Genomic DNA, 23,729 nt, shown 5'->3' on the forward strand with positions numbered 1-23,729 from the left:
GGGCGGGAGTAAAACCCGCTCATGTGCAAGCTGCCGGATGTACGCTGGTCAGCAGGGTGATCACTACTCAGGGGCAGAGGATGGGCGCACAGGGTTCGCGACGGGGGCACTCGGCAGTCCGACGCTGCCAGGGGTGCGGCTCTGCGCTGGCAGCGGACAACACCGCTCAAACATGTGGGCGGTGCCTCAGGGATCAGCGGGACCGACTGCGGACACCGCCTCACCTTGATGACAGTTTTTTCGAAACGCCAGAACTCCGTGCCGCATTTGATAGCCATCACATCGGCAGAGTCTTCAAGGCGTATAGGCATCATCCGCAGCACTTGAAGCTCTACGGCAAGGCGCTCAACCAAGAAATACTCGGCCAATGGCTCGGGATCAACCAGGCCCAGGTGAGCAGGCTTGAAAACGGCCCGCGCGAGGTGAACATCACGACACTGACCCACTATGCGCAGGTGCTTCATCTGCCGCAGCACATGCTTTGGTGGGACTTTCCGGGCCAGAGTCGCCGAACATCACCACAGCGCACGATAGACAATCTTCTTGTAGCGGCACCGGCGAATTTCATTGGAACCGGCCTCAGCGCACTAGATACGGTTGACAGCTACCTCCTTGCCGAGGAATTCCTCTACGAGGATCGTGAGCCTGTTCCACTCTCCGCCCTGGCTGGCACCATTCGCGAGATGACGTCCGACCTCATGACTATGGATTTCAAGCACGGGGGTGGGCATGTCCGGCGACTCTTGCGGAACTACTTTAGGGATGAAGTTGCCCCGCTGCTGAGTTGGAACTATCCGGATTCAACTCTGCAATGTGAGGTGTTCGGCGCTGCCGCAGAAACCTTGCAACTCCTTGGATGGAGTGCATACGACGCTGGACTCCAGGAAGAAGCGAAGCGTTACTTCATAAAGGCTTTGCAGCTTTCCAAACAGTCCGGAGATATCGTGATGCAAGGACGGCTACTTTCCAACCTCTCTCATCAAGCGAACTTCCTTGAACAGTTCGACACGGCTTTAAAGCTTGCCAGAGATGCTCAGAACGTCGCATCGGGTACTGCAAGCAACACGGTTATGGCAATGCTGGTCTCCATGGAAGCTCGCGCACTAGCTAGCAAGGGCGATGCCCCGGGATTTGCCAAGGCAATGCATCGGGCGGAACAGCTTCATGAATCCCGCAACATCGAGAATGATCCAGCGTGGTCTTCATACTTCAACGATCAGGAGATAGCCAGCGAGGCCGCGCACGGCTTTAGAGATCTAGGGAACGCTGAGAAAGCCCGCGAATTCGCTAGTATCGCCCTCGACCCGGAGTACACGCCTCCGAGGACTCTCGGCTTTATGCGACTCGTAGCCGCGTCTGGCGTGCTGGCAGGCGGCGATGCGGAGCAGGCCGCCTCATTGGCCTCCGAAGCGATATCGCTCGGGGTGTCTTTGCAGTCGGCCCGCTATGTCAAGTACATCACAGACTTCTACGGCGCATTGACTGCGGCGGACGCGAAACTGGGGGCTCAGATATCCGGGGCGCTACACCTCCACTATCCGGCCATGAAGCTAATCGGCTAGCGCGGACTCCACGCATCCCCAACTTCGCCGGTGCGAATAGTGTGCATTCTGACATCGAACTCCCTTTTTATGTCCTCGGAGTGGTCTATATTCTGCATGATCCAAGTCGTCATTTTGATCTCTTGAAGCTGCCTAACGACGTCGAATCCACTCCACCTGGTGATGTCATATCCATATGCATCGGCGAATTCGGCGTACTGCTCGTCGGTCCACCATTTCGCTGTGGTGTACTCGGTCGCCGTCACTGCTAGGTCAAGCTCCGGATGTCCCCATCCCGTCCGCTCAAAGTCAATTAAAACCGGAGAGCCGTCAGTGGAGATCATAAGGTTTTGGATGTGGCCATCGCCGTGAACCGGTGCCTTGTCAAACTTCCAATCGAGATCATTGAATGCATCCCGCAAATCGCGGAACTTGGCGAGGATGTAAGACTTGTCAGCCTCGGGTGCCGGTGATGTTTCCAGCCTGCGCTCAAGTCGACTTTCAATGCCAGCGGAAGGAAGCTCAAAATTGGACGGATCTGGCAAATTCCGCGGCTCGGGCAAATCATGAAATCGACGCAAGAGCGTTCCAAGTGTCGCTACCTCGTTCGGGTTCGCGACGCGACCGGGTATGAACTCCCAGAACGTCACCGGATGCCCCTGAGCCTCGACTGGCTGCGACAAACGGCCGACAACGCGAGCGGCGGGAAATTCAAAACCACTAAGCCACTTCGAGACAAGTACTTCGTTCTGAACTTGACTCCAGTAATCCATTGTACGAGCAATCCGAACTACTACCGGTCTATCTGCAAGACGATATATAGCGTTCTCGCCCAGCCGGATAAGGTCCGCATCGGCTGGATTGAACCCAACCTCGCGGCAAGCGGCGGTCAGTGTTGCACGACTTGCAGCGGGCGAGAACTCAGTCTCACCCGCTGCCGCAGTATTGTCACCCGTTGAATCAGCCACGCTCTAAGGCTAGCACCCAGCAGACGCTATGAGCGGCCGTGTACATGCTATGAGCGGCTGCGCGCCAGGGCTTCACGAGCCCTGGCTACGCCCCGTCGGCTTACAGGAATTGATCCCATATCCGTCTCCAGCCTATGGGTTTTATCGGTGTTTTGATAGAGTCCGCGAATTGCATCCACGGCGACGAGGTAGTGACGGTGCACGCGGATCAGGTCGGGGTACAGTTCTTGGAGTTTCGCCAGGGACACTCGCCCCGGCAGGGCATGTGTACCGTCGGGCGTCACTACTCGGCAGGTATTTTCGAACGCTTCGGCATAAACTATCTGCTTGCGTCCGATGAAAACCGCTGATCCATCGCTTTTGTGCAATTTGAAGACATAATAAGATGTAGGTTGTTGCAGCTCTCTTGTCAGAGAATTCGCCGCCTCTAGCAAATTTTCGAGCGCTTCGATGTGTCCGCGCATTGCCTCGCTGCCGGGTGCTGTGATGCGGACACAGAGATGATCGAGCCCGTGCGGGTAGATGTATTTGACATTTGTTGATATGAATCCCACGTCCCTTAATGTGCGAACGTGCATCGCGATGGTGGAGGCGGGAACGTCGGCAATTCGCGCCAACTGGGCTGCGCCGCACCACCCGCCATCGCTCAGGCCGCAAAGCAACAGGAGTCGCGGCCGCACTAGTAAAAGTGGATTGAGTTCGGAGTCAAGCTCATACATTCAAGTGAGTATTTCCGGATTTGCGGGAGCCCCTATTGCTATATGCTTTCAGCAAGGCGGCGCTCCAGGTGTTTGTCGACGCGTGTAGCGTCGCGGTGTTTTTGGGAGGGGAAGTCGGCCGGAGAGAGTGCCGTTCTGAAGCGGGTCGGGTGTTAACGTCCCGCGTCGGATTTTGGGGATGGGCCGGGTTGTCTCGCTGGCGGTTTCCTGGTCGATGCGCTTGTGTATTCCTGCTACGGAACGAGAGCTGTAATGCCGGAGGAATTTGCGTCGCCTGCGACTGCTTGCATGTTCGCTGAGCATCCAGGTTCCGAGAGCGGCCAGGGGTACCGCTATCACTGCCAGCGAGAACAACCCCCAGCCATTCATTGGATTTCGGGCGGATGCCGCCGGGACGGCGGGCGATCCTGAACCGCGCTCCCGGACTCTTCCTGAAAGGCGGCGTGATTTTGGAGAAGTCGGGAAAGCTCCCCGAGCATGCCCGCGTACTCGTGTTGCTTCTCGGGTGTCATTGTGCCGAGCATCAAAGCATTGGCTACAGGTTCCGCGTGGGCGCTGACCGCGCGAAGCGAGTCGATGAGCGCCTTGGTTTCGTTGTCCATGGCCGCTCGTCTATTCTTTCTGCGCGTCGTTGTCGTTGTCTTCTTGCGTCATCCTCAGGACATTTCCGAGAAATATCGCTTGCTGGATTTTTCCTTCAGACAGGGCATGCAGGGCTGCTGCGGCCCGCTTGCGATTCTTTTTTTGTCGGCGGCCGTGCGGGTGCCTTTGCTGCTTTCGGGTCGGGCTTGGGCTGGTTCTTGTCACTCAATTGCTGTCCTTAGTCGCATTGCGAGAACTTGTGCGCGGGCGGAAAATTCCAGGCGTTCCAGCATCTGGTCTTGCAGGAGGCCGTTTTGGGCGAGGTGGCGCAGGCTCGGCACTACCACGTGGTGCGCGTCGGCGCGGATCAGTTCGGCGATCAGTTCTTCGAAAGCCTCGCGGGAGCCGCAATGGAACTCGAAAAAGAATCGGACGAAGTGCAGTCCGGATCGTTCGGCGTATTCGACTGTCTGGTCTTCGAGCAGTTTGACTTTCTCGTCCTCCACATCGCGCGGTACTCGCATGTAGCCGTAGGCGTGCGGCACAGTCCGCACAGTCCGTGGACTGTCGAGAACCGCCGCCGAGCCGGTCTTGTTCATGATTCAGCTCCGCTCGCTTCTGTTTCCCCTCGCTAAACCTTGTAAGGTCTCCATTCGATGCACGTGGGGCGCTTCCAGGTGTCAAGCCATTCGAGAAGTCCCATTCGTGCGAGCGAAACCGGGATCAGCGCGGTTCGGGGAAATACCGCGCCGGTTTCGCCGTCGCAGATAAGGTCCAGTTCGGGGACCGGTCGTTCCGGATTGTAGGACGTGGCGATGGGCATCACCGGGTCGTCGTGGTCCCGGTAAGTCAGTGCGGCAAACGCGTACACGGTGGATACGCTGATCAGAAATTGATGGTTGGGAAAGGGTCCGTCTTTTTTGGAGGTGTAGAACTCCTGCTCTCCGACGCACAACACGCTTTCCTGCTCTGTGTGGTCGATGTCGAGGATTTGGTCCACCAGCGCGGCGGCGGCGTTCTTTCCTTCTGCGGCGACCGCGATTCCAGTGGCCAATGCTGCGGTGAGGATCACGCGGGAATCACTGTGCGGCGGGCGCGGTAGGTCATCGGAGATCCTGCCTTTCCTGGTTGCCGGTGCGGGGTCAGTGGCAACAGTCGGGCGTGAGGACGCGAGGCGTCTATGCCGGATCTCGCATGGAGCATGCGCGGCTCCGCATAACGGCAGGTCAAGGCCGGTGAGGGTTACTGTGGGTTTCATGGCGAACACAGGGCGGGGGCAGGGTCGGAAGCCCGGCAGGGCCGAGTGGGCTGCGCTGGCGGCGGCGGGCGCGGCGGCGCTGGTTTTGTGGCGCCTGAGCGGCGATTGGTGGCCGTGGCTGCTGGCGGTGGGCGTGCTGGCGGTGGCCGCGATGATCGGAGTGCGGCGGCCGGGGGCGCTGGCGGCCGGGCTGGCGGCGGCGGATGCGTGGTGGTTGTCGGCGGTGCCGTTGTGGGGGTGGGCGCTGGCGGTCGGCGGGATCGTCCTCGCGGTGGGGTTGTGGTGGCTGTGGACTCTGCGGGCGCACCGATCGGTGCCGACGACCCCGGCGGGGCGCCTGCCCGCGCCGAGGGCTTCTCAGGCGGCGGTGGTGCCGCCGGAGAGTCCGGCGGAGGTGACCGCGCCGATTCCCCGGGTCCGGGCCGCGAGGCTGCCCGTTCCGGGGCTGGGGCGGCCGGTGCGCGGCTGGCACGCGGCGGCGGCGCTGGCGGCCGGACTGGGGTTGGTCGCGGCCGGGCTGGTCGGGTGGCGCGCGGACGCGGCGCAGCGGGCCGCGCAGCAGCAACGCGACCTCGACGCGGCGCACGATGCCGCCTATCCGGGGATCTTGCCCCGCAGCGGGGCGGACCTGGTCCACGCGCTGGTGGGCGCGATCGCGACCGTGCACCCGGAACGCGGATGCTTTTTCTTCGCGCCTCAGGCGGGCAGGGATTTCGCGGCGTCGGTCGGCGCGGACACGTGCGAACACGCGATCGGCATTCTCTCGCGGCAGGTTCCGGGCGGGGTGCGCGGAGGCATCGCGTATCAGAATGCGACCGGCGCATACGTGCTCGACGCGTCGGCGACCACGGATATCGGGGGCGGGCGCAAAGTCGTGGACGCGTGCCGCGTGAACGTCGATCCGCCGAGTGCCGGGCCGTCGCGATTCGGGGTGTTCACCATGCAGCAGATCAGCGGGCAGGGCAGTCAGGTGGTCGCGTTCAGCAAGTGCCCGTGACGCCGCATATCAGCATGTCAAGGCCATGATTCAGGGTCACCGCGGCCCGTCCGCGGCGACCTCGGAGAAGATCAACATTCCGGCGGAGAATATCGCGCCGAAAATATTCTTTCTGAGAATATGGAACTGCGGGGATATGCGGCCGGATCTGGGGTTATTCCGGGATCCGCATAGCCGTATTCCGGTGCGCGCATAGTTGTTTTTTTTGGTTCGACGGCTTACTGGGTTCACGGTTCGCAGAAGCGGGCCGGAAACCCAAGTCAAAGGAACCAAAACTATGTCTGAACATGTTTCCCGCCCGGTTTCCACGGGCTTCTTCTCTATCCGTGAGGTCGGCTGGATTCTCGGTGTCGGTGAGTCCGAGGTGTCCCGGTTGATCCGCGTGGGCGTGCTGCCTGCGGTCCGCCGTCGCGGTCGGCTGGTCGTTCCCGCCCATGCCGTCGCTCTGCTGCTGCCCGCTCCCGGCGACGGGGGGCAGCGATGAACGCACCGGACGATTTCTACGCGGCGATTGCTGCCCGGCTCGACTGTTTGGAGGCTGTGCCGCCGGGAGTGCTGTCCGATCTGGTCACCCGCGACGGCGCGTGCATGTGGGTCACCGCCCATCGGGCGGAACCGGACTCGGCCGGATCGGGCTTCCCCGACCGCGAGGCCGCCGCGCACATCTGCGCGGGTTGCGGGGTGCGGGATGCCTGTCTGGAACTGGAATTCCGCACGGAAGGGTTCGACACGCTCGGGGTGTGGGGTGCGCTGGCCGAGGACGACCGGCGCGCGGCCTACCTGGCGTGGCGTGAACGGCGGGACGGGGGCCGTTCATGAACGTCTCTCCGACCGTGTTGTTTGCGGCGCTGGGTGTGGCGCTGCTGGTGTTGTGGGCGTGGCGTGCGTCGGCGCGGCGTGCCCGCCGGGCGGCGGACGCGGCGCGGGCGAGTGCCCGGCTGCTGTCGCTGGCCGGTCGTGTCGTGGTCGGTGCGGCGGTGCTGACCGGTGTGCAGTGGCTGGCGTTCACCTATCCCGGGGCGCCGTGGCTGTTGCGGGTGGCGGCGCTCGGCCTGCCCGCGCTGTTCTCCTCCTACACGCTGGTCCGGGCGCTCACGGTGACCACTGTGGACTACCCGCGTGCGAAGCGGGGTGGTCGCCGATGAACATCGGTGGGGCCGAATCGGTCGAACGGGTTGCCGCACAAGTAGATCGGTTGTGCTGGGCGGGTGTGCTGTTGGGGTTGGCGTTCACGATGACCAACGTTCAGCAGTTCGCCGCTGGCGGCGCGGCGGCGTGGTCGCTGCCGTGGTGCACGGCCTGGCTGTTGGATCCGATGGTGTCGGTGGTGCTGCTGTCCATCCTGCGGGCGGAGCAGGTGACCGCGCGGCACGGCGTCCGTACGGGCCGGTGGGTGCGGGCGGCGAAGTGGTTCACGCTCACCGCCACCTATGTCATGAACACCTGGGAGGCGTTCACGGCCGGGAGTCCGGCCGGGGTGGTGTTGCACTCGGTGCCGCCGCTGGTGGTGTTCGTCGCCGCTGAGGCGGTGACCGATCTGCGGGACAAGCTCGGTGCCGCGCAGTCGGCGGCGGAGTCCGCCGGGCGCCTGTCGGCGCCGGGGCCGGGGCGGTGCGTGTCGGCGCCGGGATCGGCGGCGTTCGCCGGTGCCGCTGACCAGCCGGAACCGGCCACGATCGGACCAATGCCGGCGAAATCCGCGGGAAGGTCGCCGGCCGCGGACGGGCCGGAAAAACCCGCCTCTGACCAGGGAGTTCGTGCGGGCACGGCATCCGGCCGTCGGCGCCGGACGTCGTTCGCCGAATACCTCGTCGTCGCCCGGGAGGCGCGGACGCCGGACGTCGCTGTGACCCCGGCGTGGGTCCGGGAGGTCACCGGGTGTTCGCGCGGGCTGTCCTCCCGGCTGGCTGCCACTCTGGCCGCCGACGCGGACGGGGGTGCGCGATGAGCACGCCCGAGGACCCGCGCGAGCGCGGGGGCGAGCTGGTGCCGAAGGTGTACGACGGCGCGATCGTGACCGGCACCGACTACAGTGGAACGGAGACGGACCGGCGGCCGGTGGCGGTGGTGCGGCAGGCGTTCATCGAGTGCACCGGGCGCCTGCTCGGCCGGGTGCGCGAGTCCGGCCGGGTGGCGCGCTGGCGGGGCCTGCTGGCCTACCGGGCGCGGAAGCTCCCGCGTGATTTGGCGCGGCTGTTGTGGTTCCTGCTGCGCGGGCACGGCCGGTGGATCGTCAAGGCATGGACATGGGCCACCTACGCCGACCTTCGCAGCGACGCGCGCCAAGCCCGGATGTCCGGGGACGCGCAAGCGCGGCGCGAAGCACAGGAAACGATCCGCGCCGACGCCAAAGCGCGATGGGCGAAACTCGGCATCGGGTTGCGCCGGGTCCTGATCGGCTCGGCCGTGCTCACCGTGGTGCTCGTCCTGCTGGCCCTGGTGGAAATGCTGTTCGATCGGGCGGCCATGCCCCGATGGCTGGCCACGGTGTACGACGTGCGCGACGTGTGCGGCACGGTCCTCGTGACTGCCGCCCGATGGTTGGCGGTGCTCGGCCCGCTCGGCTGGGCCGTGGCGGCGGTGTGGGAAGGACGCGACCGCGCCCCCGGTGCGGGCTGGCTGACCCAGCCGGACCGGGCGGACGCGGATTCCTGGGTGGACGAACGGATGATCTCCCGGGCGTTGGCGCATCTCGGTATCGGGCCGATGAACGCGTTTTTCAAGAACGGTGGGGAACTGGTCTACCCCATCCCTCCCCGGACGGACGGGGACGGCACGTTCGCCCGCATCCGGATGCCGCTCGGGGTGACCGCCGACATGGTCGCCGACCGGCGGCCCACGCTGGCCGCGAACCTCGGGCGCGCGTCGCTGGAAACCTGGCCCACCAAGGGCGATGAAGACGGAGTGCTGGACCTGTGGGTGGCCGACAAGGGCACGTTGCAAGGCGGCGCGGGCGACTGGCCGTTGTTGCACGACGGTGCGGCGGATGTGTTCGAGGGGGTGCCGTGGGGTCTGACTCAGCGCGGGCTGATCGTGAACGCGCCCTTGCTGGAAGCCAATTGGCTGATCGGCGGACGGCCGGGGCAGGGCAAGACCTCAGCGATGCGGACGCTGCTGCTCGGCGCCGCGTTGGACCCCACCGCCGAACTGTGGGTGTTCGTGATGGGCGAGAGTCCCGATTTCGAGCCCCTGAAACCGCGCCTGAGCCGCTACCGGATGGGAATGGACGACTCGGTAGCCGCCGACGCCGTGGCAGCGTTGAGGGACCTCACAGAGGAGATGGAACGGCGCGGCCGGACACTCGGGGCGCAGCCGGGGCAGCCGCCGAAGGTCTCCCGCAAGCTCGCCGACCGCCCGGCGTTGGGCTTGCATCCGCTCGTCATCGCCATCGACGAGTGTCACGAACTGTTCCAGCACAAGAAATACGGGAAGCAAGCCGAAGAACTCGCGGTGCGGTTGATCAAGCGCGGCCCGCAAGTACGGCATCATCCTGCTGCTGGCCACCCAGTCGCCGACGAAAGACAGCATTCCCAAGGAGATCACCCGCAACGTCTCGTGCGGGGTGGCGTTCGCGGTGGCCGATCACATCGCCAATGACGGGCTGCTGGGAGCGGGCCGGTACCGGGCGGGCATCCGCGCGACGGAACTGCGGATGAAGACCGACCGGGGAACCTGTGTCGCGGTCGGCATCACCGATGAGCCGTGGGAACTGGTCCGCACCTTCTACGTGACCTTTGAGGACGGCACCGACCTGGTGACCCCGGTCATCGCCCGAGCAATGGCACTGCTCGCCGAACACGGGCGACCGGTCACCCTCACCACCAGCACGGAAGAACAGGTGCCGGAACCGGCCGATCACCTCGCCGACATCGCCGACGTGATCGGCGGAGAGAAACGAGTCCGGACACAAACCGTGCTCGCCCGGCTCATCGCCCACAACCCGGACGAGTACGACGGATGGACCCTGCCCGACCTCACCGCCGCGTTGGCCGGGCACGGCATCGCCCCGGTCAAGTCCGACGGCGTGATGGTCGTCCGGGCCGCCGACGTCGCCGCCGCGCTCGCCGCCGGGGACAGGGAGGCAGACAGGGACCCGGCAGGGAGTCAGGGAGTTCTCCCTGCCCCCTCCCTGACCGAAACTCCCCGGTCTGACCAGCGCAAACCCCGTTCAGGGAGGCACAAGCGCACCACTGGGGCGAAGCCCGGGAACCCCCGGAAACAGGGCGGGGAGACCACAGGGCCGGACTCCCTCCCCGGGGGTGTCAATGACGGGTAGAGCAGCCGGGCAGACCGGATGCCCACACCTCCCGACCATCCCGCCGAACCGAACGAAAGGCAGCGACCATGACAGCCCGGACCTCGACCACCACGCCCGCGACCGGCAACCCGCCAGCGATCCCGACGGCGCCTCTACGGGAGAGGACGCGCGCAGCGCACGGCGCGGAGTTCAGCCGAAGGAACTCCGGAACCGGCGGCATACCGCCGCCGCGCGACGCTCCCGGCGCAGCGCCCGCACCGGTGCGCACGCGATTCCCACGCCCGAACAGTGGGCACAGCAACAGTTGGTCAACGCGCCTGAGCGGTCCCGCCAGTGGGCGGAAGAGATAGCGAGGTTCTACGGACTGGACCTCTCCGACTGAACGGCGCAGTCCTGCGTGATCGGTCGGGAAGGAATCGCGGACAAGAGAAGTGGGGCGGGGGGGGCGCCGCCCGGGGCCGGGTGGGTTGGTGGTGTGGGGGGGGGGGGGGGGGGAGCCCGGGAGCCGCCCCGAGCCCGCCCATCGCCCCGCGCATCCCCCCCCCCCCGCGCGGCCCCCCCCCCCCCCCCACTTCTCTTGTCGTCCTGTGCGCGGGGAGCGGGGTTCACCCGGCTTCCCGCCAGACCGGTTTGATCTTGTCCGGGTCGAACCGGGCTCCTTTGCCTGCCGGTTCGATGACCACGGCGACCAGGCTTTTCGCTATCGCGGCCTGTTTCATCTCGATGGTGAAATCGGGCTTGTCCCACTCTGCCCTGAGGTCCGCGACCACGGCGCGGCGCGAGTCGCGCCGCCGCTCGTACTTGCGGCTTTCGCGCCTCAATTCCGCGACCTGCGCTTCCATCCGTGACAGACTCGGAAAGTAGTTCTCTGCTGAATAGCGCCCGGCTTCGTACTCCGCCGTAGAGTCGGCGATCCGTTTCAGGGCGGCGTCCAGCTCTGCCTGTTTCGGCCACGGCGGCAGTTCCTCGAATTTCTGGAACTGGATCTTTTCTTGCTCGGCAATCACCAACTCTGTCACGTAAGCGTCCACCAGATGGGCGATGCGCGTGACTCCGCCGCATCCGCCCTGGCCTTTCCCCGGGCACCGGTAGCAAATCTCCATTTCCCCGCGCCTGTTGCGGCGCGGGGCACCGAGCATGCGCGCCCGGCATTTTCCGCACCGCACGAACGGTGACAGCAGGTAGATGGTGCGGTAGCCGCGCCCTTTTCCGCCCAGGCGAGAATGGTCCTGCGGTTCGCGCGGACCCCACGCGCGCACTACTTCGGCGTACTCGTCGTCGGTGAGAATGGGTTCCCACCTGCCGCGCACCGGCTTGCCTTTCGCGTCTTTCATGATCTCGCCGCGATACACGACCTTTCCGCACATGCGCGGCCGGATGAACATGTTCCGTATCGTCGCCGCGCGCCAAGGCTTGCCCGTCACCGTGGGAATTTTCCGCTTGTTCCACTCGTTCGCCAGCGTCAACGCGGTAAGACCTTTGCGGATGCGCGGGAGCGCGGCGCGGATGTGACCGGATTCCCGTTTGTTCAGCTTGATTCGATCCTTGCGCCATCCCCACGGCCGCATCCTCCCGCCGTTGTGCTGCCCCTTCCGCGCGGCTTTCCTCTTTCCGTCGACCACTCGACGCGAAGTGTTCCGGGACTCGTCATTGCGCTGGCTCACCAGACTCCGCGCCGCCGAAATTCCCGCGTCCGTCGTGAGATCGATGTTCCCGGTCATGCTCCGGACGTAAATACCGTATAACTCGACCGCGTCGATCAGATCTTCCAGAATGCGCGGATCACGCGTGATCCGGTCGATATCCGTTCCCGCCAACGCGTTGGCCTCGCCGCGCCGCAATTTCGTCAGAGCGGCTTCCAGGTCCGGGCGCACAACCCGATATCCGTAGGTGCCGTCCGGCAGCATGACCCGCCGTCGCTTGGACGACGACACATTCGATTCCCGCACCTCAAGCTCGACCCGCCCGCCGATCCCGTCGACGAACTCCCGAAGGTCGCTGAGCTGGTAGTTTACCTGCTCGTCGTCCTCGCCGGACTCGCGCGACTCGCGGCCCAGCAACACCCAAACCAGCTGGTCAGGGTCTATGTCGATCAGTGTTCGGCCCCGCTCGCGGAGCGGCTGCGTAGCTCCCATGTCATCCAGTGTGCACTAGGAGATCCTTCGCTACCGCGACGAAGTACTCGAGCTGATGCAGTTCCATAAACAGTAATTCTAGCTGCCGGAACTAGTATCTCTTGGACTTATCACTGAACGGCGAGCACGCTGAAGACATGCAGACGTTCACCCCTGACCAGCCCGGCTACCGCGAAGAGATCGCCGGGTTCCAGACCGGCATCACCTCCGCCCCGCCGCTGGTCGCCGCCGCCACCAGCGCGGACGACGTCGCCGCCGCGGTCCGGCTCGCGGCCGAGCGCGACCTGCCGGTTTCCGTGCAAGCGACCGGACACGGGCTGCGCGCACCCGCCGAGGGCGTGCTGATCTCGACGCGCCGGATGACCGGCGTGACCATCGACCCCGACCGGGCCGTCGCGCGGGTCGAAGCCGGAACCACCTGGGGCAGCGTCATCACCGCAGCCGCGGAACACGGACTCGCGCCGCTGAGCGGTTCAGCCCCCGGCGTCGGCGTGGTCGGCTACACCCTCGGCGGCGGTTTCGGTCTCCTCGGCCGGCACTTCGGACTGGCCTCGGACCGCGTCCGCTCCGCCGAGATCGTCCGGCCCGACGGCACCCGCGAAACCGGCCCGCTCGACGCCGGGATCGTGACCGCGCTGGAGTTCGACCTGGTCCCGGTGACCACGCTGTACGGCGGCGGACTGTACTTCGACACCGCCAAGCTCCCGGACGTCCTGCGCACCTGGCGCGACTGGACCGCCGACCTGCCGGACACCGTCGGCACGTCGGTCGCGATGGTGCCCTACCCGGACCTGCCGATGGTGCCGGAACCGTTGCGCGGCAAGCACATCGCGCACATTCGCGTGGCCTACCTCGGCACCGACGGCGACCAGCTCGTCGCTCCGCTGCGCGCGCTCGGCCCGCTGCAGGAAACGCTCACCACGATGCCGTACACCGACTCCGGCCAGATCGCCGCGGAGCCGCCGAACCCGCACTCCTACCTCGGCGACAACCGCGTGCTGCCGACGCTCCGGGACGACGTGCTGAGCACTGTGCTCGACCACGCCGGCCCGGACGCACCGGTACCGACCGTGCTGATCATCGACCTGCTCGGCGGCGTGTACCAGCACTCCTCCGCACCGGATTTCACCGCCGATTCGCGCTATACCGTGCGCGCGCTTTCAGTGATCGAACCGGACGCGGCGACCGTGCGGGCCGCGCACGCCAAGCTGTTCGCTCCGCTGGACCCGATGTCGACTGGACGGTTGCGGAGCTTCGTCTACGGACAACCGCTGGGGTAACTGTGCCGATCATTGCTAATCCGACCACAGTCACGGCCTCATGGCTTCGTAGCAACGGTTACGTGCCGTGCGGGGGGGTCGGCCTACTTTTGGCCGGATTAGCAACTCAGCGCTCGAGAACGAAGACCGGGATCACGCGCTCGGTCTTCTTCTCGTACTCCGCGAAACCCTCCGCGTGCGCGACCATGCCGGCGTACAACCGGTCGCGCTCGGCGCGGTCGGTCACGAGCTTCGCCGTCGCCGGGAACTTGTCGGTGCCGACCTCGACCGTGACGGACGGGTTCGCGACGAGGTTGTGATACCAGTCCGGGTTGGTGTCCGCGCCGCCCTTGGACGCGACGACCACGATCCGGTCGCCGTCGGTCGTGTACACCAGCGGAGTCACCCGCTGTTTGCCGCTTTTGGCGCCGGTGTGCGTGAGCAAGACCATGTTCTTGCCTTCGAACATCCCGCCGACCTTGCCCGCGTTCGCGCGGAACTCGTCGATGATTTGCTGATTCCAGTCCGACATCGGAGAACTCCCTGTTGCTGATGTAACAGCAAACCTAAGATCGCGCGAATCGGGCTGTCAACACACGCGCAGGTACTGTCGCGGCATGGCCACCGAATCCGGCCCGACCGTCGAGGACGGGGTCCGCGAACTGCTGCTTCTCATGCCCCGCATCGTCGGGCGCGCGAAGCGGACGCCGCCGCCTCCGGAACTCGGCGACGTCACGCTCGCGCCGCGGCATTTGTCCCTGCTGGCCTATCTGTTGTTCGACGGCCCGATGACGGTCAACGAACTCGCCGGACGGCTCGAAATCGCGCCCACCACAGCGAGTCTGATGATCGGCGACCTTTCCCGGCAGGGCGTGCTGGACCGCACCGAGGACCCGGACGACCGGCGGCGCACCATCGTGAGCATCCACGCGGACAAGCGCCCGGCGGTCGACGCGTGGCTCGCGCGCGGCGCGAAGGCGTGGGAAGAAGCGTTGACGCCGTTGAGCCCGAGCGAGCGTGCGCTGGTGATCAGGACGCTGAAGGTGTACGAGGGGTACGGCTCGTGAGTGTTGCGGCCGGTTCTAACCGGCTTGGACACTCACGAGACGGCTAGCCACTTCGCTTGCGGTCCCGCGCATTTCCGCGGCCACGCCGCGTCGTGCTGGTACCACCACGCCTCGCAGGCCCGCCCGTCCGGCAGCGTGTACTGCGGCGGTCCCGGCACCCGGCGCAGTCCGGCGGCTTCCAGCGAACGGCCGCTGGCGACGTTGCCGACCTCCGCGCCCGCGCGCACCCGGGAAAGCCCGAGGTGCTCGTGCGCCAGCACGAGACCGGCGGCGAACAGGTCGCGGCCGAACCCTTGCCCGCGATACTCCGGCGCGAGATAGCCGCCGGTTTCCGGGCCGCCGTCCTCGCCCGCGTGCACGCTCACGAGACCGGCGCAGCGGCCCGCCACGAGATCGATCGCGACGACGTCCACCGAATGCGGGTCCGGGGTGGTCCAGTCCGGTCCGGTGCCGGGCACCACGCGCAGCGCCTCGCCGCGCATCGGCTCGGCCACCACGGAGTCGGCCAGCCAGCCGAGCCAGCGCTGCGCGGCTGGATCGCTGCCACCCGCGACCGCCGCCGCGTACTCCCACGCGGTGGGGGTGCGGAAAAGGAACCGGCCGAACGCGAAGGCGTGTCCCCGGCGGTCGCAGGTGCGTTTCGCCATCAGCCGTCCGCGGCGGGTCAGCCGGCTCACCAAAGGTGCATCGCTCACAAACGCCATCGCGCCGGAAATGCTACCCCGCGCCGGTTGCTCATCCGACCAGAAGGAGGCGGAGACGGTCCTGCTCGCAGAAACCCGTCTGTAGCCGGATTGGCGACGAACGGCACGGTATGGTGACCGGGTGACGGCCGTACCGGAAGCAGCCGACGCCGACGGCGGGCGCGCGGCCCAGCCCCGGCACCTCATTGTGTCGGTCTACGGCGTGCACCACCAGGCGGGCGGCGAGTGGCTTTCGGTCGCCTCGCTGATCGATCTGCTCGCCGCGGTCGGGGTCGACGAGCCCGCCGTGCGGTCGTCGATTTCCCGGCTCAAACGGCGCGGCGTGCTCGAAGCGGTGCGCCGCGACGGAGCCGCTGGGTACGAATTGTCCGGTACCGCACTGGATTTGCTGCGCGAAGGCGACGATCGCATCTTCCGCCGCGACCGCGCGAAGCTTGCCGACGGCTGGCTGCTCGCGGTGTTCTCCGTGCCGGAAGCCGAACGGCACAAGCGGCACGTGCTGCGGACACAGTTGTCGCGGCTGGGTTTCGGCACCGCGTCCTCAGGCGTCTGGATCGCGCCGGCGCACCTGTACGAAGTCACAGTCGGCACGCTGGACCGCCTCGGGCTCGCCGCGTACGCCGACCTGTTCCGCGCCGAGCACCTGGCCTTCGGCGACCCGCGCGAGAAGGTGCGCGAGTGGTGGGACCTGGACCAGCTAGACGAGCTGTACACGGCATTCCTCGAAGAACACGAACCGGCGCTGCGCCGGTGGCAGCGTCGTCGCACGACGCCCACCGACGAAGCCTTCGCTGACTACCTTCGCGTGCTCACCGGCTGGCGGCGGATGCCATACCTCGACCCGTGCCTGCCCGCGGAATTGCTGCCGGAGGGCTGGTCCGGGATCCGCGCCGCCGAGGTGTTCTTCACGCTGCACGACCGGCTCGAGGAAGCCGCGCGCACGCACCTTCAGCAGGTGCTCAGCGGTTGACGACCGCGTAGCCCTGCACTTCCACCAGCGCCTCGACGTCCCACAGCCGGTTCACGCCGATGCCCGCCATCGCCGGGTAATCCGCGCCCGCCAGCCGCTTCCACACGCGGCCGATCTCGCGCGCGTGCGCCTTGTAGTCGTCCATGTCGACGATGTAGACGGTCAGGCTGCACAGGTCCGCGGGTTCGCCGCCGGCCGCGCGCAACGCGGTGAGCAGGTTGCCGAGCGCGCGCTCGAACTGCTCCACGACGCCGTCGCCGACGATCCGGTTGTCCGCGTCCAGCGCGGTCTGCCCGGCGAGGAACACCAGCCGGCCCTGCGCCGCCACCGCGTGCGAGAACCCCGACGGTTTGCCCAGCTCGGGGGGATTGATCCGCTCCATGCCGGGAGCGTAACCCATCTATCGTCTTCTTGACGACCGTAGGACACGCGACATACCCTGAACGGCGTGCGGATTTCAGTAGTCGGCGGCGGGCCTGCGGGTCTCTACTTCGCCGTGCTCGCGAAACAACTCGGCCCGGACCACGAGATCACGGTCTGGGAGCGCAACGCGCCGGACGACACGTTCGGCTTCGGCGTCGTCTTCTCCGACGAGACACTCGGCGGCATCGAGCACGCCGACGCGGCCGTGCACGAGGCGATGAGCCGGGAGTTCGCGCGCTGGGACGACATCGACGTGCACTACCGCGGCACCGTTTCCACCTCGGGCGGGCACGGATTCGCCGCGATGAGCCGGAAACGGCTGCTCGCGATCCTTCAGCAGCGGTGCCGCGAAATGGGCATCGATGTCCGATTCCGCAGTGTCGCGCCGGATCCGGAAGAGCTGGCTGCTTCGTCGGATCTCGTGGTCGCGGCGGACGGCGTGAATTCCGCGGTGCGCACGGCGTTCGCCGATTCGTTCCGGCCGTCGGTCGAGAGCAGGCAGTGCCGCTACATCTGGCTCGGCACCGACCTCGTGTTCGACGCGTTCAAGTTCTACGTGCTCGAAACCCCGCACGGCATCATGCAGGTCCACGGCTATCCGTACGGCCGGGACGGCAGCACGTTCATTCTGGAGATGCACGAAGACGTCTGGCAGCGGGCATTCGGCCCGATCGCCGCAGCCGGACTCGCTCCAGGCGAAAGCGACGAGAAGTCGATCGAGCTGATCCGCGAGCTGTGCGCCGACATTTTCGACGGACATCAGTTGCTGGCCAACAACTCCAAGTGGGCCACCTTCGGCACCGTCCGTTGCGACAGCTGGGTTCACGACAACGTCGTGCTGCTCGGCGACGCAGCGCACACCGCGCATTTCTCGATCGGTTCCGGCACGAAGCTCGCCATGGAAGACGCACTCGCGCTCGCCGCGTGTCTGCACGAACAGCCGAGCGTTCCGGAAGCCCTTGCGGCGTATGAAGAAGAGCGACGCCCGGTAGTCGCGTCTACGCAGCGCGCGGCGCAGGCGAGCCTGGAGTGGTTCGAGAACCTGGCGCAGTACACCCATCAGGAACCTGAGCAGTTCGCGTTCAACCTGCTGACCCGCAGCCGTCGCGTCACCTATGACAACCTGAAGCTGCGCGACAAGGAATTCGCTGCCTCATTGGATCAGTGGTTCGCCGATTCGCTCGGCACTTCTGTCGCGCCGCCGATGTTCCAGCCGGTGCGGATCGGTTCGCTGGAACTGCCGAACCGGATCGTGGTGTCGCCGATGGACATGTACTCGGCGGTCGACGGCGTACCCGGCGAATTCCACTTGGTGCATCTGGGAAGCAAGGCGCTCGGCGGGGCCGGGATGGTGATGACCGAGATGATCTGCGTGTCCGCCGAAGGCCGGATCACGCCGGGCTGCCCCGGGCTTTACACCTCCGAACAGGAAGCCGCGTGGAAGCGGATCGTCGAGTTCGTGCACCGCGAAACCTCGGCGAAGATCGGTTTGCAGCTCGGGCATTCCGGCCGCAAGGGCTCCACGAAGCTGATGTGGGAAGGCATTGACGACCCGCTGCCGGAAGGCAACTGGGAGGTCTGCGCGCCGTCCGCGCTGCCGTATTCGCCGAACAACCAGACGCCCCGAGAGCTGACCGTCGCCGAACTGGGCGAGATCCGGGACCAGTTCGTTTCGGCCGCCGAAGCAGCCGCGCGCGCCGGTTTCGATCTGCTGGAACTGCACTGCGCGCACGGCTATCTGCTGTCGTCGTTCCTGTCCCCCTTGACCAACCACCGCACCGATTCCTACGGCGGCTCCCCGGAAAACCGGCTGCGCTTCCCGCTGGAAGTCTTCGACGCGGTCCGCGCCGCGTGGCCGGCGGACCGCCCGCTGACCGTCCGGATTTCCGCCACCGACTGGTTCGAGGGCGGCAACGACGCCGACGAAGCCGTGGCCATCGCGCAGGCGTTCGCCGAACACGGCGCGGCCGCGATCGACGTGTCGACCGGTCAGGTGGTCAGCGAGGAGAAGCCGAAGTTCGGCCGCAGCTACCAGACTCCGTACGCCGACCGGATCCGCAACGAGGTCGGCCGCCGCTACGGCACCGCGGTGATCGCCGTAGGCGCGATTTCCTCGTACGACGACGTGAATTCGCTCATCCTGGCGGGCCGAGCCGATCTGTGCGCGCTCGGCCGCACTCACTTGTTCAATCCACAATGGACGCTGCACGCGGCCGCTGCGCAGGAGTATCCGGTGGCGTGGCCGAAACAGTGGGCAGCGGGCAAACGGCCGCCGCAGACCGGGCGTACCGACGGCCCGGAGCCACGACTGGACCTGGTCCGCACCGGCGGCCACCAAACCGCCCATGCCCGCTGGCGACCGGAGGACGCCCGATGAACGCCTTCGCTTTCACTCCGGAACAAACCGCCTACGCCGCTTCCGTCCGGAAGATCGCCGCCGAACAGCTAGCCGAACTGGCCGCCGCCGGCGCCGAAGGCGCGGTGAACCGGCCGCTGCTGAAAGCAATGGGTTCGCACGGCCTGCTCGCCCGCCTGTTCCCCGGTGTCGAAAGTGGACAGCCAACCCGGCAAGCCGCCGCCACCGATCTGTGCTTGCTGAGGGAAGCCCTCGCCACCCAAAGCACCGAAGCGGAAACCGCCTTGGCGTTGCAAGGCTTGGGCAGCTACCCGGTTCTCCAGTCCGGTTTAGACGAACAGGTTCAGCGCTGGCTTCCCGCCGTCGCCGCCGGTGACGCGGTGGCCGCCTTCGCACTGACCGAACCGGACGCCGGATCCGACGCCGCCGCCCTGCAACTGGCCGCCGAACCAGACGGCGACGGCTGGCGGCTCACCGGCACGAAAATGTGGATCTCGAACGCTCCCGAAGCCGATTTCTACACAGTCTTCGCCCGCACCACCCCCGACGCCGGTTCGCGCGGGGTCAGCGCTTTCGTCGTCCCTGGCGACCGCGCCGGACTCAGCGGCGAGCACCTGGATTTGGTGAGCCCGCACCCCATCGGCACAGTGGTTTTCGACGGCGTACGAGTGAATCGCGACGAACTGCTGGGTGAGGAAAACCGCGGTTTCGCCGTAGCGATGCGGACTTTGGACCTGTTCCGCCCGAGCGTCGGCGCTTTCGCCGTCGGCATGGCGCAAGCCGCGCTCGACGCGACCGTGGAGTACACAGCTTCACGCGAAGCATTCGGCGGTCCCTTGGTGAAGCAGCAGACGGTGGCGCACACGCTGGCCGAAATGGCGACGCGGACCGAAGCTGGCCGTCTGCTCGTCTACGCTGCCGCAGCGGCTTACGACGCGGGCGAGCAGAACTTGGCCGGCCGTGCGGCGATGGCGAAGTTGTTCGCGACCGAAACCGCGCAATACGTGGTGGACCAAGCGGTGCAATTGCACGGCGCACGCGCGCTGCGGCGAGGGCATTTGCTCGAACATCTCTACCGCGAAGTCCGGGCGCCCCGCATTTACGAGGGTGCCTCGGAGATCCAGAGGACGATCATCGCGCGGTCCCTGCAGCGGCGCGGATGAGCCGGCGTTCGGTGTACCCCTCGCACCGAATGCCGTGAACGCATCCGCGCCGCCTGCTCGGTGTTCTAACAAGCGGGCGGCGCGGACGACAAACTATTAAGCCAGAACTAAACACTCGCGCGGCGCTTCGGTTTCCGGTCCAGCCACAGCTGCGCCGCGATCAGCGCGACCGTCCAGCTCACCCACGCCCCGAGCGCCGCGATCGACTGCCCCAGCGCGATCTCGCTGCCGCCGAACGTGGTCGCGAGCTGCGGTTCCAGGAAAATCGCCGCGATCGGGCCGATGAGCCGGTTCAGGATGATCGACATCGTCAGCGCGAAACTGCGGACCATCCAGCGCCGGTGATCGCCGAACCGGCGTTCGCGGGCGGCGCGGTAGCCCGCCCAGGTCGCACCGAGCCACAGCACCGCGAGCAGGACGTCACTGGCCCGGGTCACCGGACCGAACGGGGTCGCCGCCCCGATCGTCAGCGCCAGCAGCCCGGACGGCAGCACCCCGGCGAACACGTACGCACGGCCGGAGTAGCGGTGCAGCACCGGATGCTTCCGCCGGAGCCACGGCCAGACCTGCAGCAACGCGGTCACCATCGCGATCGATCCGAACACCACGTGCCCCACCAGGAACAAATAGTGCGCCGGGAAGGTCGACGGGACCCTCGACCGCGCCGGATCGAACGCCAGATACGGCGGCAGCGAATACGCCAGGAACGCGACCACTACCAGCCCAAGCGGCCCCACCCACGGTCTCCGCCACCAGTGCTTCTTCGGCTCGACCCGTACCGTTCGCTCCGCTGCGGGCGTGGCCCGCGGTGGTCGAAGATCCGTCCCCGCCGTCATGATCGCCTCTCTCCGTCATCCGTTCTCGGCTGGCACTTCCGAACGTAGGAGGGGTACCCGCGGCGGACCATGGTGCCGACTGGCCTCAGTGCGGTGGGGACAGCCTTACCCTCGGCCAGGTGACCCGCGACTGTGCGTGACCATTGCCGCAGAGGTCCAGACCAGGCATACTTTTCCTACTTTGTTGCCCGCCACAACAAAGCACTCCCTCGCTCTAGGTTCCTCCCCGAAACCGAGGTGACAACGCATGCCCAGTTTCCTCAGACGTCTCCCCACCGCTCTCGCCGCCGCCGCGCTGCTGGCACTCGGCCTCCAGGCCGCGCCGGCCGTTCTAGCGCCGCCCACCGCGGCCGCCGCCGACAGTTTCACCGACGATTTCAACGGCCCGGCCGGAGCCGCCGCCGACGCGTCGAAATGGACCTACGAAACCGGCGACAACAACGGGAACAACCACGAACGCCAGTGGTACACCGCGGGAGCCGCCAACGGCGCGCTCGACGGCCAAGGCCACCTGGTGATCACCGCCAAACGCGAAAACTCCGGCCACACCTGCTGGTACGGCACCTGCCAGTACACCTCCGCCCGGCTCAACACCGCCGGGAAATTCGGCCAGGCGTACGGCCACGTCGAGACGCGGATGAAGATCCCCCGCGGCCAGGGCATGTGGCCCGCGTTCTGGATGCTCGGCGGCGGAAGCTGGCCCAACGACGGCGAAATCGACGTCATGGAGAACATCGGCCGCGAACCGAACACCGTGCACGGCACCATCCACGGCCCCGGCTATTCCGGCGCGGGCGGGATCGGCGCGGCGTACAACGGCCCGGTTTTCGCCGACGGTTTCCACACCTACTCAGTCGATTGGTCGCCGAACAAAATCGTCTGGTCGGTCGACGGCAACGCGTACCAGACCCGCACGCCCGCCGATCTGAACGGCAACCGCTGGGTCTTCGACCATCCCTTCTACCTGATCCTGAACCTCGCGGTCGGCGGCGACTGGCCCGGCGATCCGGACGGGAACACGCAGTTCCCGCAGCAGCTGGTCGTCGACTACGTGCACGTGAGCACGAGCGGCGCCGGCGGGTCGACCGGCCGGATCATCGGCATCGGCGGCAAATGCGTCGACGTGCCCTGGGCCAATCCGGCGAACTTCACCCAGCTGCAGATCACCGACTGCAACGGCAACGCCGCGCAGAACTGGACCATCGGCGGCGACGGGACCATTCGCGCGCTCGGCAAGTGCATGGACGTCAAGTACTCCGGCACCGCCGACGGCACGCCGGTCCAGATGTACGACTGCAACAACAGCGACGCCCAGCAGTGGGTCGTGACCGCGGCCCGCGACATCGTCAACCCGCACGCGAACAAATGCCTCGACGCCGCCGGGGTCAGTTCGGCCAACGGGACGAAACTGCAGCTGTGGACGTGCACCGGCAATGTCAACCAGAAATGGTCGGTGAACCAGTAGCCGTCCACTGTGGACTAGAGACGGCGGGCCGTAACCTCCCCCCGGTGGCCACGGCCCGCCGCGAAAGCCGCGCGGGCCGGGCGGGAACCAAGGTCGACCGCCCGGCCGTAGGGCCGTCCACCGCGCGTCGGCTGGGGGTCCCGGCGCCCGGGGCGGCGCTTTCACGCGGCCCACTGCCGACCGTAGCCAGACCACGGGCGCCGTGGAGCGTTCCGGGCGGCAGGAGGGGCCGAACGGCCATTCTCGCTGCCTTCCCGGGCAAACCGGCCGGTTTCGACCGAACGTCTCAGCGCGAGCCGGACAGCTCCGCGTAAGCCTCGACCAGCTGCGCTTCCGCGTCGTCGAGGTAGACGGCGAGCATCTCCGCGGTACGGATCCCGTCACCGGTCGCGAGCACGTCCAGGATTTCGTGGTTCCGCGGCAGGTACCGCTCGTGAAAGCGGCGCGGATCGGCCATCACGTGGAACACCAGCCGCAGCTCCGCGGCGAGCGCCTGCATCAGCTCCATGATGCGCTCGCTGCCGGTGAGCGCCGCCAGTTCCGCGTGGAAACGGATGTTCGCGGTACCCAGGTCCTGCCACTGCGCCTGCTTCGCCGCGCGATCGCCGTCCTCGACCGTGCTGGCGATTTTCGCGTACTCCGCCGGCTTCTCGGTCACGTCGCGGACCGCCGCGCACTCGATGATCTTGCGGACCCGGTAGATGTCGCGCACGTCGTCGACGCTCGGCACCCGCACGAAAACCCCTCGGTTCAGCTCGTGCACCAGCAGCCGTTCGTGGGTCAGCAGCCGGAAAGCTTCACGGAGCGTGTTGCGCGAGACCCCGAGCGCGCTGCCGATGTCCTGCTCCGAAAGCCGCACCCCGGGCAGGAAGTACCCCTCGGAAACGCGCGTGCGCAGCACGCCGGCGACCCGCTCCGCGGTGCTCGTCCGGCCGAGCAGTCCGCGATCCGCTTCCAGGCCCATCGGCTCTCCGTCGGTGACCACGTCGCCCAGCGTAGCCAGCTGACGATGAACAATAAAATGAGGG

The 23,729-nt window shown here is 66.5% G+C and carries 24 protein-coding genes; 13 read left to right on the forward strand and 11 right to left on the reverse strand.

The genetic code is table 11. The features are described 5' to 3' along the window. Positions 1-323: 323 nt before the first annotated feature. Positions 324-1,562, forward strand: a complete 1,239-nt coding sequence (locus ACWGIC_RS14145) for a helix-turn-helix domain-containing protein (protein WP_452076320.1) — start codon at positions 324-326, stop codon at positions 1,560-1,562. Here ACWGIC_RS14145 and ACWGIC_RS14150 read toward each other — a convergent pair. From ACWGIC_RS14150 to ACWGIC_RS14170, 5 genes are all read right to left on the reverse strand, one after another. Continuing rightward, positions 1,559-2,509, reverse strand: a complete 951-nt coding sequence (locus ACWGIC_RS14150; protein ID WP_452076321.1) for a phosphotransferase enzyme family protein — start codon at positions 2,507-2,509, stop codon at positions 1,559-1,561. The two genes, ACWGIC_RS14145 and ACWGIC_RS14150, sit on opposite strands and share 4 nt — an antisense overlap. 47 nt (positions 2,510-2,556) lie before the next feature. Continuing rightward, positions 2,557-3,228 (reverse strand): LytTR family transcriptional regulator DNA-binding domain-containing protein, encoded by a 672-nt coding sequence (locus ACWGIC_RS14155; RefSeq protein ID WP_452076322.1) that lies wholly within the window; start codon positions 3,226-3,228, stop codon positions 2,557-2,559. Positions 3,229-3,593: 365 nt separating this feature from the next. Further along, positions 3,594-3,830 carry a hypothetical protein gene (locus ACWGIC_RS14160; protein WP_452076323.1) on the reverse strand — a complete coding sequence of 79 codons (237 nt, stop codon included), beginning with the start codon at positions 3,828-3,830 and terminating at the stop codon, positions 3,594-3,596. A gap of 201 nt (positions 3,831-4,031) precedes the next feature. Continuing rightward, positions 4,032-4,409 carry a hypothetical protein gene (locus ACWGIC_RS14165; RefSeq protein WP_452076324.1) on the reverse strand — a complete coding sequence of 126 codons (378 nt, stop codon included), beginning with the start codon at positions 4,407-4,409 and terminating at the stop codon, positions 4,032-4,034. A 32-nt stretch (positions 4,410-4,441) separates the two neighbouring features. Then, positions 4,442-4,882: an Imm1 family immunity protein gene (locus tag ACWGIC_RS14170; RefSeq protein WP_452076325.1), complete on the reverse strand. Its 441-nt coding sequence runs from the start codon at positions 4,880-4,882 to the stop codon at positions 4,442-4,444. Between the two features lie 184 nt (positions 4,883-5,066). Here ACWGIC_RS14170 and ACWGIC_RS14175 point away from each other — a divergent pair, with 184 nt between their 5' ends. The 6 genes from ACWGIC_RS14175 to ACWGIC_RS14200 all read left to right on the forward strand — a co-directional run bounded on the left by ACWGIC_RS14175 (position 5,067) and on the right by ACWGIC_RS14200 (position 10,341). Beyond that, a complete protein-coding gene (locus tag ACWGIC_RS14175) occupies positions 5,067-6,065 on the forward strand; it encodes a hypothetical protein (RefSeq protein ID WP_452076326.1) in 999 nt (332 codons plus the stop codon). A 480-nt stretch (positions 6,066-6,545) separates the two neighbouring features. Further along, positions 6,546-6,884: a WhiB family transcriptional regulator gene (locus ACWGIC_RS14180; protein ID WP_452076327.1), complete on the forward strand. Its 339-nt coding sequence runs from the start codon at positions 6,546-6,548 to the stop codon at positions 6,882-6,884. After that, a complete protein-coding gene (locus ACWGIC_RS14185) occupies positions 6,881-7,210 on the forward strand; it encodes a hypothetical protein (protein WP_452076328.1) in 330 nt (109 codons plus the stop codon). Before ACWGIC_RS14180 ends, ACWGIC_RS14185 begins: the two co-directional genes overlap by 4 nt. Then, entirely contained in the window at positions 7,207-8,013 is an 807-nt protein-coding gene (locus ACWGIC_RS14190) for a hypothetical protein (RefSeq protein WP_452076329.1), read from the forward strand. The genes ACWGIC_RS14185 and ACWGIC_RS14190 overlap by 4 nt, the downstream gene beginning before the upstream one ends. Beyond that, entirely contained in the window at positions 8,010-9,662 is a 1,653-nt protein-coding gene (locus ACWGIC_RS14195; protein ID WP_452076330.1) for a hypothetical protein, read from the forward strand. Before ACWGIC_RS14190 ends, ACWGIC_RS14195 begins: the two co-directional genes overlap by 4 nt. Beyond that, positions 9,640-10,341, forward strand: coding sequence for a hypothetical protein (locus ACWGIC_RS14200; RefSeq protein WP_452076331.1), 702 nt, complete (start codon positions 9,640-9,642; stop codon positions 10,339-10,341). Before ACWGIC_RS14195 ends, ACWGIC_RS14200 begins: the two co-directional genes overlap by 23 nt. Positions 10,342-10,928: 587 nt before the next feature. Here the strand turns inward: ACWGIC_RS14200 and ACWGIC_RS14205 are convergent. Then, positions 10,929-12,458: a recombinase family protein gene (locus ACWGIC_RS14205; RefSeq protein WP_452076332.1), complete on the reverse strand. Its 1,530-nt coding sequence runs from the start codon at positions 12,456-12,458 to the stop codon at positions 10,929-10,931. A 137-nt stretch (positions 12,459-12,595) separates the two neighbouring features. Here ACWGIC_RS14205 and ACWGIC_RS14210 point away from each other — a divergent pair, with 137 nt between their 5' ends. Then, positions 12,596-13,738 carry an FAD-binding oxidoreductase gene (locus ACWGIC_RS14210; RefSeq protein WP_452076333.1) on the forward strand — a complete coding sequence of 381 codons (1,143 nt, stop codon included), beginning with the start codon at positions 12,596-12,598 and terminating at the stop codon, positions 13,736-13,738. A 106-nt stretch (positions 13,739-13,844) separates the two neighbouring features. On the opposite strand, the gene ACWGIC_RS14215 is transcribed toward ACWGIC_RS14210, so the two are convergent. Next, positions 13,845-14,249 (reverse strand): nitroreductase family deazaflavin-dependent oxidoreductase, encoded by a 405-nt coding sequence (locus tag ACWGIC_RS14215; RefSeq protein ID WP_452076334.1) that lies wholly within the window; start codon positions 14,247-14,249, stop codon positions 13,845-13,847. 85 nt (positions 14,250-14,334) lie between these two features. Here ACWGIC_RS14215 and ACWGIC_RS14220 point away from each other — a divergent pair, with 85 nt between their 5' ends. Further along, positions 14,335-14,784, forward strand: a complete 450-nt coding sequence (locus tag ACWGIC_RS14220) for a MarR family winged helix-turn-helix transcriptional regulator (protein WP_452076335.1) — start codon at positions 14,335-14,337, stop codon at positions 14,782-14,784. Between the two features lie 32 nt (positions 14,785-14,816). Here the strand turns inward: ACWGIC_RS14220 and ACWGIC_RS14225 are convergent, their stop codons facing one another. Beyond that, positions 14,817-15,488 carry a GNAT family N-acetyltransferase gene (locus ACWGIC_RS14225; protein WP_452076336.1) on the reverse strand — a complete coding sequence of 224 codons (672 nt, stop codon included), beginning with the start codon at positions 15,486-15,488 and terminating at the stop codon, positions 14,817-14,819. A 121-nt stretch (positions 15,489-15,609) separates the two neighbouring features. Between ACWGIC_RS14225 and ACWGIC_RS14230 the strand changes: the two genes are divergently transcribed. Continuing rightward, on the forward strand, positions 15,610-16,458 hold the full coding sequence (locus tag ACWGIC_RS14230; protein ID WP_452076337.1) for a PaaX family transcriptional regulator: 849 nt from the start codon (positions 15,610-15,612) through the stop codon (positions 16,456-16,458). Here the strand turns inward: ACWGIC_RS14230 and ACWGIC_RS14235 are convergent. Then, positions 16,448-16,840: a RidA family protein gene (locus tag ACWGIC_RS14235; RefSeq protein ID WP_116201139.1), complete on the reverse strand. Its 393-nt coding sequence runs from the start codon at positions 16,838-16,840 to the stop codon at positions 16,448-16,450. The genes ACWGIC_RS14230 and ACWGIC_RS14235 overlap by 11 nt on opposite strands. A 66-nt stretch (positions 16,841-16,906) precedes the next feature. Here ACWGIC_RS14235 and ACWGIC_RS14240 point away from each other — a divergent pair, with 66 nt between their 5' ends. Both ACWGIC_RS14240 and ACWGIC_RS14245 read left to right on the forward strand, forming a co-directional pair. Further along, positions 16,907-19,258: a bifunctional salicylyl-CoA 5-hydroxylase/oxidoreductase gene (locus tag ACWGIC_RS14240; RefSeq protein WP_452076338.1), complete on the forward strand. Its 2,352-nt coding sequence runs from the start codon at positions 16,907-16,909 to the stop codon at positions 19,256-19,258. Beyond that, the gene (locus ACWGIC_RS14245; protein ID WP_452076339.1) at positions 19,255-20,400 is read left to right on the forward strand and encodes an acyl-CoA dehydrogenase family protein; all 1,146 of its coding nucleotides are present in this window, start codon (positions 19,255-19,257) and stop codon (positions 20,398-20,400) included. The genes ACWGIC_RS14240 and ACWGIC_RS14245 overlap by 4 nt, the downstream gene beginning before the upstream one ends. A 107-nt stretch (positions 20,401-20,507) precedes the next feature. Here ACWGIC_RS14245 and ACWGIC_RS14250 read toward each other — a convergent pair whose 3' ends face one another. Next, positions 20,508-21,137 carry a DUF2306 domain-containing protein gene (locus ACWGIC_RS14250; protein ID WP_452076340.1) on the reverse strand — a complete coding sequence of 210 codons (630 nt, stop codon included), beginning with the start codon at positions 21,135-21,137 and terminating at the stop codon, positions 20,508-20,510. A gap of 346 nt (positions 21,138-21,483) precedes the next feature. Between ACWGIC_RS14250 and ACWGIC_RS14255 the strand changes: the two genes are divergently transcribed. After that, positions 21,484-22,701, forward strand: a complete 1,218-nt coding sequence (locus ACWGIC_RS14255) for an RICIN domain-containing protein (RefSeq protein WP_452076341.1) — start codon at positions 21,484-21,486, stop codon at positions 22,699-22,701. A 286-nt stretch (positions 22,702-22,987) separates the two neighbouring features. Here the strand turns inward: ACWGIC_RS14255 and ACWGIC_RS14260 are convergent, their stop codons facing one another. Continuing rightward, positions 22,988-23,665: a GntR family transcriptional regulator gene (locus ACWGIC_RS14260; protein ID WP_452076372.1), complete on the reverse strand. Its 678-nt coding sequence runs from the start codon at positions 23,663-23,665 to the stop codon at positions 22,988-22,990. Positions 23,666-23,729: the final 64 nt, after the last annotated feature.

The sequence above is a fragment of the Amycolatopsis sp. NPDC054798 genome (genome assembly GCF_053611505.1).

Coding starts and splice junctions, on each gene's coding strand:
- ACWGIC_RS14155 (WP_452076322.1), bottom strand. CDS start 3,228: ATGTATGAGCTTGACTCCGAACTCAATCCACTTTTACTAGTGCGGCCG.
- ACWGIC_RS14160 (WP_452076323.1), bottom strand. CDS start 3,830: ATGGACAACGAAACCAAGGCGCTCATCGACTCGCTTCGCGCGGTCAGC.
- ACWGIC_RS14165 (WP_452076324.1), bottom strand. CDS start 4,409: ATGAACAAGACCGGCTCGGCGGCGGTTCTCGACAGTCCACGGACTGTG.
- ACWGIC_RS14175 (WP_452076326.1), top strand. CDS start 5,067: ATGGCGAACACAGGGCGGGGGCAGGGTCGGAAGCCCGGCAGGGCCGAG.
- ACWGIC_RS14180 (WP_452076327.1), top strand. CDS start 6,546: ATGAACGCACCGGACGATTTCTACGCGGCGATTGCTGCCCGGCTCGAC.
- ACWGIC_RS14185 (WP_452076328.1), top strand. CDS start 6,881: ATGAACGTCTCTCCGACCGTGTTGTTTGCGGCGCTGGGTGTGGCGCTG.
- ACWGIC_RS14190 (WP_452076329.1), top strand. CDS start 7,207: ATGAACATCGGTGGGGCCGAATCGGTCGAACGGGTTGCCGCACAAGTA.
- ACWGIC_RS14195 (WP_452076330.1), top strand. CDS start 8,010: ATGAGCACGCCCGAGGACCCGCGCGAGCGCGGGGGCGAGCTGGTGCCG.
- ACWGIC_RS14205 (WP_452076332.1), bottom strand. CDS start 12,458: ATGGGAGCTACGCAGCCGCTCCGCGAGCGGGGCCGAACACTGATCGAC.
- ACWGIC_RS14210 (WP_452076333.1), top strand. CDS start 12,596: ATGCAGACGTTCACCCCTGACCAGCCCGGCTACCGCGAAGAGATCGCC.
- ACWGIC_RS14215 (WP_452076334.1), bottom strand. CDS start 14,249: ATGTCGGACTGGAATCAGCAAATCATCGACGAGTTCCGCGCGAACGCG.
- ACWGIC_RS14220 (WP_452076335.1), top strand. CDS start 14,335: ATGGCCACCGAATCCGGCCCGACCGTCGAGGACGGGGTCCGCGAACTG.
- ACWGIC_RS14225 (WP_452076336.1), bottom strand. CDS start 15,488: ATGGCGTTTGTGAGCGATGCACCTTTGGTGAGCCGGCTGACCCGCCGC.
- ACWGIC_RS14235 (WP_116201139.1), bottom strand. CDS start 16,840: ATGGAGCGGATCAATCCCCCCGAGCTGGGCAAACCGTCGGGGTTCTCG.
- ACWGIC_RS14245 (WP_452076339.1), top strand. CDS start 19,255: ATGAACGCCTTCGCTTTCACTCCGGAACAAACCGCCTACGCCGCTTCC.
- ACWGIC_RS14255 (WP_452076341.1), top strand. CDS start 21,484: ATGCCCAGTTTCCTCAGACGTCTCCCCACCGCTCTCGCCGCCGCCGCG.
- ACWGIC_RS14260 (WP_452076372.1), bottom strand. CDS start 23,665: ATGGGCCTGGAAGCGGATCGCGGACTGCTCGGCCGGACGAGCACCGCG.